Raw genomic sequence first — 996 nt, forward strand, 5'->3', positions numbered from 1 at the left:
GTAGTCGCCCTCGGCCAGCACCATCGAGGCGAAAGCGCCGACGGTTTCCTTGATCGGATCGCCGGACTCGTTGAGCAGTGACCAGGACGTGTCGGCGATCGCCTCGCCACCGGTTTCGCGCACCAGCTTCATCGTGATCTCGGCGGCGTGATGCTCGACGGTGGCTTCGGTCAGCTTGCCGGCCTCGACGCGGATGTCGGAGCGAATGACTGCATTGACCGCGCCATAGGTCGAGACGACATGGTAGATGCCGGCGTTGAGCCGCACGACGCTGTTGGGCTCGACATCGGGAATGATCAGCGCGCGGTCGCCATTGGCCTCGGCAGTGCCCTCGTAGATCGAAAAGCGCAGCTTCTTCGGTGGAATGCGCACGCCGCCGGACAGCACGGCGTCGAGCTTGAGGCCGCCGGCATCGAGCACGAGGCTTTCGCGCTTGGCGTCCTTGCCGACAGTGATGCGTTTGGTGGCGCCGGCCCGGCCGTAGGAGGCGTGAACCAGATAGCTGCCGGGTTCGAGCTGGAAGACGGCGGTGCCTCCATGCGAGGAGGCGACCATCGGCAATTTGCCGTTGACGGCTTCCGGCTTGAAGACCCGCCAGACGATGCCGCGCGTGATGTCGGAACCCTTGTCGGTCAACTGGGCAGAGAGTGTGATGGCACCGCCGCCGCTCAGTGCCAGTGACGTCTCGCCTTTCGGCGTCGCGTAGCTCGAAATTCCCGGAAGCTTCAGGTCGCTGACTCCGTCGACATTCTGCGCCATGGCGAACGAAACCGGCGCCATGAACAGCAGGGCGCCGAGCCAGACCAGGAAAAGACGGATAGTCCCCTCAAACATGCCTTGCGTTGAAGCCCATGGCGGTGGCAATTTCAAGGCTTAAGAGTCCGACCGATACGACTCTTCCGTCCGGCGTATCCCGCGCCAATGCCCGAGCCGCCCGAATCCCCGATGGTGCGCTTCAGCTCAAAACAGAATGTCCAGGAGACTTGCGCCCATGGC

The 996-nt window shown here is 63.6% G+C and carries 1 protein-coding gene; it reads right to left on the bottom strand.

Features of this window, described 5'->3' with window-relative positions; translation table 11 throughout:
- A partial coding sequence (locus tag EN991_RS37725; RefSeq protein ID WP_127370605.1) for a hypothetical protein occupies nt 1–834 on the bottom strand: 834 nt, incomplete at its 3' end.
- Nucleotides 835–996: the final 162 nt, after the last annotated feature.

Source organism: Mesorhizobium sp. M7A.F.Ca.US.005.03.2.1 (assembly GCF_003997795.1).
GTDB lineage: Bacteria > Pseudomonadota > Alphaproteobacteria > Rhizobiales > Rhizobiaceae > Mesorhizobium > Mesorhizobium ciceri.